Source organism: Aminivibrio sp., assembly GCF_016756745.1.
In the GTDB taxonomy this organism is placed as follows: Bacteria; Synergistota; Synergistia; order Synergistales; family Aminobacteriaceae; genus Aminivibrio.
In genome coordinates, this window is the sequence record NZ_JAESIH010000087.1 from 1 (window position 1) to 7,711 (window position 7,711).

Here is a 7,711-nt window from a genome sequence, read left to right on the forward strand (position 1 = left end):
GACGTCGGCGACGACGTACCCGTCCCGGGGAAGAACTTCCCTGAGGTCGGCGAGAATCCGCTCCGGGCGCATGGGGAACTGGTCCGACTTCTGCGCCTCAGCGATGCTCGCGAAGTAGGCGGCCTTGTTCTCGGCGATTTCCTTCACCGTTTCGGGCCGCTTCACGCCATGGGGATAGAGCCTCTTCGCCGCAGCCAGAATGGCGCCGAGGGCCATTTTCGCGTCGCATACGGCACCGATGGCGGTCTTGAAGTTCCGCCCGATTTCCTCCTGGTTGATATCAATGTGGATGAGCCGCGTGGGAGGAATGTCGAAGGTCTCGCCGAAGTACCAGGAGCTGCAGTCGGCCTCGGAAAGCCTCGTCCCCACCGCCATCATCACGTCGGCCTTCATGGCGGTCTTGTTATTGAAGTCGGTTCCCCAGAACCCGGTCATACCCACTGCAAGGGGATGGTCGTCCGGGATGGCGCCTTTTCCCATGAGGGTATAGAGCACCGGGATCTCCAGGTGGGTCGCCAGGGCGGTGAGGGCCTCCGAGGCACCGGAGGAGATGACGCCGCCCCCGGGATAGAGGATCGGGTGCTTCGCTTCGGCCAGCATGGCGGCGATTTCCTCCGCCGTCTTTTCATCCAGGCCGGGCTTGGGAAGAAGGGGATTGTTGTCGATCCTCATGTCGAAGAACCGGGTGTCAATTTCCATGGAGAAAATATCCATGGGGATAGAAACCAGCACCGGGCCGGGGCGGCCCGTAACCGCAAGTCGGAAGGCCTTGTCCATCACTTCGGGAAGGAGCTCCGGCCTGTCGACCCGCCAGGCCCGTTTCACGAAGGGGCGGAAGATCTCGTACTGGCTGGCGTCGGCGTGGAGGTTCACCTCCTGATGGGGATGGCGCCCGAAGTAGCAGCTCGGGACGTCGCCGGCGATGACCACCATGGGGATGGAGTTCAGCGAAGCCTCCGCCACGCCCGTGGTGGCATTGGCAAGCCCGGGGCCGAGGTGGGTGAGGAGCACTCCGGGAACCCGGCATCCCTTTCCCCGGGAATAGCCGTCGGCCGCATGGGCGGCTATCTGCTCGTGCCTGACGGACACGAAATGGATGGAGCTTTCTTTGAGCGCGTCAAGAAAACCGATGACGGTGTGGCCGCATAAACCGAAGATCTTCTCCACACCGCGGGCCTCGAGAAACTTCACGAGCTGGAACGCTACAAGGTCTTTCTGCATTTTTTCGAGCCTCCATTCTTTTTTCGGTGCAGTCTAACTCTCCTGGGGATGGAGAACCGACAGGCACTGCTTCAGGGCCGCCACCGGTATCTGGCCGGGGGCCGACGCTTTGCTGCCTACCGCGAAGGTAAGGTCGGAGCCGAACAGCCCGCCAGTAACCCTGCTCACGGCGCCGATGCCGCCCATGGACATGGTGATGAGGGGGATATGGGGGTATTCCCGGCGGATCAGAAGAGTGGCGGAAAGAAGGGCCAGGACGTCCTCCTCGCTCCGGGGCATGGCGGCGAGTTTGGCCACGTGGGCCCCTGCCCGGATCTGGGCGGCGAGGGTGGAGAAAAGAATTTCCTTCGGAGGGGTTTTTTCAAAATCATGGAATGAGACGATAAGAGAAACGGAGAAACTTTCGAGCATCCGGAGGGTTTCCCTGATTTTTTCGTCACCGTAGGCAAGCTCCACGTCCAGAAAATCCACCAAGCCTCCGGCAGCAGCTTCCCGGTAGAGAGAGAATTTCGCTCCGTCGGACACTTTTTTGAATCCGCCCTCCCAGTGACCCCGGCATGTAAGAATCACGGGGATCTCCCCCACGGCCTTCCGGACGTCCTGTATCATGGAGACGGAGGGAGCCGTTTCTTCCACGAACTCCCAGGCATCAACCCGGAGCTCGATTATATCGGGGGCGATGGCGGGTATATTTTCAGCTTCTGCCAGTATTTCCCCGCGGGTCTTGCCGACGAGGGGAACGCAGACGAGAGGCCTGGGGCCTCCAAGAACCTTTCCTCTTGCCTCAATGGGCTTTTTTGGCCGTGGTCTCATGAAAACCTCCCAATTTTCCGTTTAGCGGAAACTCTATCCGCCTCTAAGAAATGATTATACAATAAGAAGATCGCTTCCATTTGTCAAGCTGATTTTTTCCTTTTCCTCACCGCTTCTTTTCCCCGGCGGATATTTTCGCTTGGCGGAACACGATACCGTTTGACAGAAACTCCATTCTTGAGTAATGTTTGCCTGAAAAGCAGTCCCATTCTGCTTCACGAGGAGGATGAACAATATGTCCGTACAGTGGCCTGAAAAGGTCATCTTTTGCGAGGTCGGCCCCAGGGACGGCCTGCAGAACGAACCTTCCACCCTTTCCGTGGAAAGGAAAACCGCTCTCATCGAGGGGGTGGCGGATGCAGGGGTGAAAATCGTGGAGATCGGTTCCTTCGTCCACCCGAAGGCGGTCCCCCAGATGGCCGATACCGACGAGGTGGCCCGGACGTTCCGCCGGGTCGAAGGGGTGGAATACAGGGCGCTCGTGGCGAATCTCAAGGGCGTGGAGCGTGCCCTGGCCTCCGGGATCACCAAGGTGAAACTCACGGTCTCCGCCAGTGAATCCCACGCGAAGGCAAACCTGAACAAGACGCCCCGGGAGCTCATCGAGGGGTTCAGAGAATGCGCCGCCTTCGCCGCGGCACACGGCATGGAGGTTTCCGGCGCCGTGTCCACCGCCTTCGGCTGTCCCTTCGAGGGGAAAGTGCCGCCGTCGCAGGTGAGGGAAATCGCCGGCCGTTTGCACGGCCTCGGCCTGACGGAACTTTCCCTGTCCGATACCACCGGTATGGCCAATCCCCGGCAGGTCTTCGACCTCTCTTCGATGATGATGAAGGAGTTCCCCGACGTGCGCTGGTTTCTTCACTTCCACAACACCAGGGGCATGGCTCTGGCAAACATCGTCGCCGGAATGCAGGCCGGAGTCATCCGCTTCGACGGGTCTCTCGCCGGCCTCGGAGGTTGCCCTTACGCCCCGGGGGCTTCCGGAAACATTGCCTCGGAGGACATGATCCACATGTTCTCCGAGATGGGGATAGAAACGGGTATCGACCTCGGCAAAATCATCGCCCTGGCCGGACAGCTCCGGGACTGGGTGGGGCATGCCGACAGCGCCGTCCTGAAAGCGGGGACCTGCGCAGATCTCGTCCCGCCGGCCGCAGCGAAGAAACAGGGCTGACCCTTGCGGCTATATGCGGCAGGCACCCCCGGGGGTGCCTGCCGTGCTCCATTTTCATAGTCTGAAGAGCGGCCGTTCCGCCGCCTTCAGAAATCGACTCTTTTCCCCTGCTCCGCAGAGAGATAGGCTCCGTAGATCACCCTGGCCACGTCACAGGCGAGCTCGAAATCGGAAAGAGGCTTTCTGCCCATGGCTGCGCACTCCATGAAATCCTGGAACTGTCCCGCGTATCCCCTCAGGTGCTCCTCGGCGACGAAGGGCTTCTGCCATCCCGTCTTTGCCGGAAGCATCTCCGAGATATACACGCCGTCCATCCCCTCCTCGTCCAGCATGTAGGTGCTCAGATTGTCCGAAGGGGTGATCATGCAATGCATCACCGCATCGTTGGCGTAGACCTCCACGTAGTTCCTCGTGCCGCCGAGCATGGTGTCCCCGGCAATCACCACCGCCCTGGTGCCGTCGGTGAAGGTGAGCACCAGGGCGGCGAAATCCTCCACGTCCTCGGGACGGACGCTGATGTGGCGCCGTTCGTGGTCGCTCAGGGAGGGCGTCATGCGGGCCGTGTCGCACAGTACGCTCTGAATGCCGATGGGAATTTGCCTCGCCCGGGCCTCTTCCCTCTTGAGCCAGAGAATTCCTCCGATAGGATGGCACCCCACCCGTATGAGAGAGCCGCCTCCTGTTTTGTCCCACCGTCCCGCCACAGGTGACGTGGATCCCTTCAGGCTCTCCTCCCCCTTCATGAAGAGGATCCTGCTCTTTCGTGCCCGGATGATTTCGGCGGCCTTCAGGATATTCGGCGAGTAAACATAATTTTCGGCGTACATGAAGAGCCTGTCGCTTCCTGCCACGGCCCTTTCAAGGTTCCGGATATCCTCGAGGACCTTTTCGTACATGACCGATCTGGGCACCCTGTCCCCGATGGGAGTCTCGTCGCCGGGAGCTCCGAAATAGCCGGTCAGGGGCTTCTCGCAGATCACGTGCTTCCCCGCCGCGAGGGCCTCGGTAGTCATGCCCGGGTGCAGGAAAGGAGGCGTGCAGATGTCGATGACGTCGATTTCCGGATCGTCAAGAAGAGCCCGGTAATCACCGTGATATTCCTCCAGGCCGAACTCCTCAGCAAGAACGGAAGCTTTCTTCTTATCCACGTCCGCGGCGGACTTCACCCTGACATCTATGCCCGCAACCCTGGAAAAGGACCGGCAGTGAAACCGTGATGCAAATCCGGCACCGATGATGCCTACAGTAACCGTCTTCATTTTGCACCTCTTCGTAATCGGGCAGCCGGAAGCCTTGACCGTTTCCGCCGGAGAAAGGGAAAACGGCCTGAAATCGGCTTCCGGACACAGGACGGTCCTGAACTCAGTCGGCTCCCCCGATATAGGCCAGGACCTCTCTCAGAACACCGGCTTTGAGAATCCGCCCTTCCTCCTCGGTCTCTTCGACCTCTTCACGGAGGTGGTCCGTGTACTCCTCGTCCCTGATGGACGGGAGATTGATCAGGACATTCATGGCGGCTCCCTCGAGCCCTGCAAGCGCCTGGTTGGCCCCCACGCCGAGGTCGCTGGCCGCGTTGACGTTCACCTTTCCCGACACGCGGGCGCAAAGGCGGAGGACCTCGAGGCACCAGAGGGACGTTTTTCTCGGTGATTCGCAGGCTTCCCGGAACGCCTTCTGTATGGCCTCGCTCCGGACCGCCTTTTCTTCGTCGGTCTGCTTCGGAAGGGCAAAGGCCTCCATCACCATGCCGTAGGCCGAGGCATCCACGTCCACTGCATTCACAAGGTTCGCCCGGAGATCTTCGGAGAGGGCGAGAACCTCTTTCAGCTCCTCCTCATACTCCTCGTATTCTTTTTTTCCGAGAGTGAGCCGGCACACCATGGAAACAAGGGCCGCACCGAGGGCTCCCGAAAGTGCGGCGGCGCTTCCGCCTCCCGGTGCCGCTGAACTGGCCGCTAGCTCTCCCGAAAAGTCCTCAAGGCTCCTGTCTTTCAGAAGGGTCATGGAAATATCTTCCTCCTCGTGGAGTTGTCCGCCTGTCCGGACGATGTTGTGCCGTACAGGCGGTGTTCCGTTTCTTTATACCACAGAGAACGGCCTTTGAAAAACGCCGTCCCCCCGGTGCTGTGCCGGAGGGACGGAAAAATTTCTTCCTGTCCGCCCTTTCAGGCGCGTCAGGCTTTTTTTGCCTGTTCCAGGGTGTTCTCCAGCAGCATGGCAATAGTCATGGGCCCCACCCCCCCGGGAACCGGAGTGACCCACGACGCCTTCTCAGAGACGGGACCGTAATCCACGTCCCCCACCAGGCCTTCCTCGAGCCTGTTGATTCCCACGTCCACCACCACGGCGCCCTCCTTCACCATGTCCGCGGTGACGAACCGGGGCTTCCCGACGGCCGCGACCAGGATATCCGCCCTGCGGAGATGCTCCGCGAGGTCCTTCGTCCTGCTGTGGCAGACGGTTACCGTGGCGCTCTCCGCCAGAAGCATGAGGGCCACCGGCTTTCCCACGATGTTGCTCCTCCCGATGACCACGGCCTCCTTCCCCGCCAGGGGAATCCCCGTGCTTTTAAGAAGACGGAGTATTCCCTTGGGAGTGCAGGGTTCACAGGACGGGAGCCCCGCCACGAGACGCCCGATGTTCACCGGGTGGAAACCGTCCACATCCTTCTCCGGACGGATTGCCGCAAGCACGGTGTCGGGATCGATCTGGGGCGGCAGGGGAAGCTGGACGAGGATTCCGTGGACCGAGGCATCCCCGTTCAGTCCGTCGATGAGGCCGAGGAGCTCCTCCCGGGTGGTGGAGGCAGGGAGCCTGTGAAGGAAGGACGCGAATCCGGCCTCCAGGCACCCTTTTTCCTTCTGCCCGACATATACCCTGGATGCCGGGTCGTCGCCCACGAGGATCACCGCAAGGCCGGGAACAATGCCCTTTTCCCGGAGAAGGGCCGTCTCCTCCTTTATGGCAGCCCGTATTTCGGCCGAGAGTTTCTTGCCGTCGAGGATCCTGGCGGTCATGGCAGCATCCCCTAAAAGAGGCCGGTGATGCGGCCCTTTTCATCGATGTCGATGGAAAGGGCCGCCGGCTTTTTCGGCAGTCCCGGCATGGTCATCACCGATCCGGTGATGGCCACCAGGAAACCCGCCCCCGCCGAGAGGCGGACTTCACGCACCGTCACCGTGAAGCCTTCGGGACGGCCGAGGAGGGAGGGGTCGTCGGAGAGGGAGTACTGGGTTTTGGCCATGCAGACCAGCAGCCCGTCCTTGCCGAGTTCGTGGATCTGGGCAAGGTCCTTCTCCGCCTGCTCCGTGTAGGTCACTCCCGAGGCGCCGTAGATTTCCCGGGCGATTTTCCCTATCTTCTCTTTCGGGCTGAGGGACGCTTCGTAGAGGAAGCGGAACGATGACCGCTTTTCGCAGGCCTCCATCACCTTCCTGCCGAGGTCCAGTCCGCCGTCGCCTCCCTTCTCCCACACTTCGGAGAGGGCCACGGAGGCGCCGAGACGGGCGCACTTTTCCTCCACCAGCGCAAGCTCCGCTTCGCTGTCCGTGGGGAAACGGTTGATGGCAACAACAGCGGGCAATCCAAAGGAGGCGATGTTCTCGATGTGCTTCTCCAGATTGGCCATGCCTTTTTCCAGGGCCGCCAGGTCCTCCTGGGCGAGTTCCGTCTTTTTTCTTCCTCCGTGCATCTTCAGCGCCCGCACCGTGGCCACGATCACCACCGCCGAAGGGGTGAGGCCGCCGAGGCGGCACTTGATGTCCAGGAATTTCTCCGCGCCGAGATCTGCACCGAAGCCCGCCTCGGTGACGAAATAGTCGGAGAGCTTCAGACCGAGACGGGTCGCCAGAAGGGAGTTGCAGCCGTGGGCGATGTTGGCGAAGGGACCGCCGTGGATGAAGGCGGGCACTCCTTCCAGGGTCTGGACGAGGTTGGGCTTGACGGCATCCTTGAGGAGGACGGCCGCGGAGCCCGCCGCCCCGATGTCTCCCGCCGTAACGGCTTTGCCGTCATAGGTGTAGCCGATGACGATCTGCCGTATTCTTTCCTTCAGGTCCATGAGGTCCACGGAGAGGCAGAGGATCGCCATGATCTCCGATGCCACGGTGATGTCGAAGCCGCTTTCACGGGGCACTCCGTTGGCCTTTCCCCCCAGGCCGAGGATGACGCTCCTCAGGGCCCGTTCGTTCAGGTCCATCACCCGTCTCCACACGATCCTCCGGGGGTCGAGGTTGAGCTCGTTGCCCTGCTGGAGAGAGTTGTCGATCATGGCGGCGATAAGGTTGTGGGCCGCGGTGATGGCATGGAGGTCGCCGGTGAAGTGGAGGTTGATGTCCTCCATGGGTATCACCTGGCTGTATCCGCCTCCGGCCGCCCCGCCCTTGACGCCGAAGCTGGGACCGAGGGACGGTTCCCGGATGGCGAAACTGACCTTCTGACCGAGCTTCGCCAGAGCCTGGGAAAGCCCGACGGTGGTCGTGGTCTTTCCCTCCCCTGCCGGGG

Annotated in this window: 7 protein-coding genes; 1 reads left to right on the plus strand and 6 read right to left on the minus strand. The window is 61.3% G+C overall.

Features of this window, described 5'->3' with window-relative positions:
- The coding region (locus JMJ95_RS13505; RefSeq protein WP_290686363.1) for a thiamine pyrophosphate-binding protein at positions 1-1,221 on the minus strand (1,221 nt) is incomplete at its 3' end.
- Positions 1,222-1,254: 33 nt separating this feature from the next.
- On the minus strand, positions 1,255-2,034 hold the full coding sequence (gene aroD / locus JMJ95_RS13510) for a type I 3-dehydroquinate dehydratase (protein ID WP_290686366.1): 780 nt from the start codon (positions 2,032-2,034) through the stop codon (positions 1,255-1,257).
- A gap of 235 nt (positions 2,035-2,269) precedes the next feature.
- On the opposite strand from aroD, the gene JMJ95_RS13515 reads away from it, so the two are divergent.
- Entirely contained in the window at positions 2,270-3,208 is a 939-nt protein-coding gene (locus tag JMJ95_RS13515; RefSeq protein WP_290686369.1) for a hydroxymethylglutaryl-CoA lyase, read from the plus strand.
- Between the two features lie 86 nt (positions 3,209-3,294).
- Here the strand turns inward: JMJ95_RS13515 and JMJ95_RS13520 are convergent, their stop codons facing one another.
- The 4 genes from JMJ95_RS13520 to JMJ95_RS13535 form a co-directional block, all read right to left on the minus strand.
- Entirely contained in the window at positions 3,295-4,467 is a 1,173-nt protein-coding gene (locus JMJ95_RS13520) for a Gfo/Idh/MocA family oxidoreductase (RefSeq protein WP_290686371.1), read from the minus strand.
- 103 nt (positions 4,468-4,570) lie between these two features.
- Complete coding sequence (locus JMJ95_RS13525; protein WP_290686373.1) at positions 4,571-5,212, minus strand: cyclodeaminase/cyclohydrolase family protein; 642 nt, start codon at positions 5,210-5,212, stop codon at positions 4,571-4,573.
- A gap of 170 nt (positions 5,213-5,382) precedes the next feature.
- Complete coding sequence (gene folD / locus JMJ95_RS13530) at positions 5,383-6,225, minus strand: bifunctional methylenetetrahydrofolate dehydrogenase/methenyltetrahydrofolate cyclohydrolase FolD (protein ID WP_290686375.1); 843 nt, start codon at positions 6,223-6,225, stop codon at positions 5,383-5,385.
- A gap of 11 nt (positions 6,226-6,236) precedes the next feature.
- A partial coding sequence (locus JMJ95_RS13535) for a formate--tetrahydrofolate ligase (protein WP_290686377.1) occupies positions 6,237-7,711 on the minus strand: 1,475 nt, incomplete at its 5' end.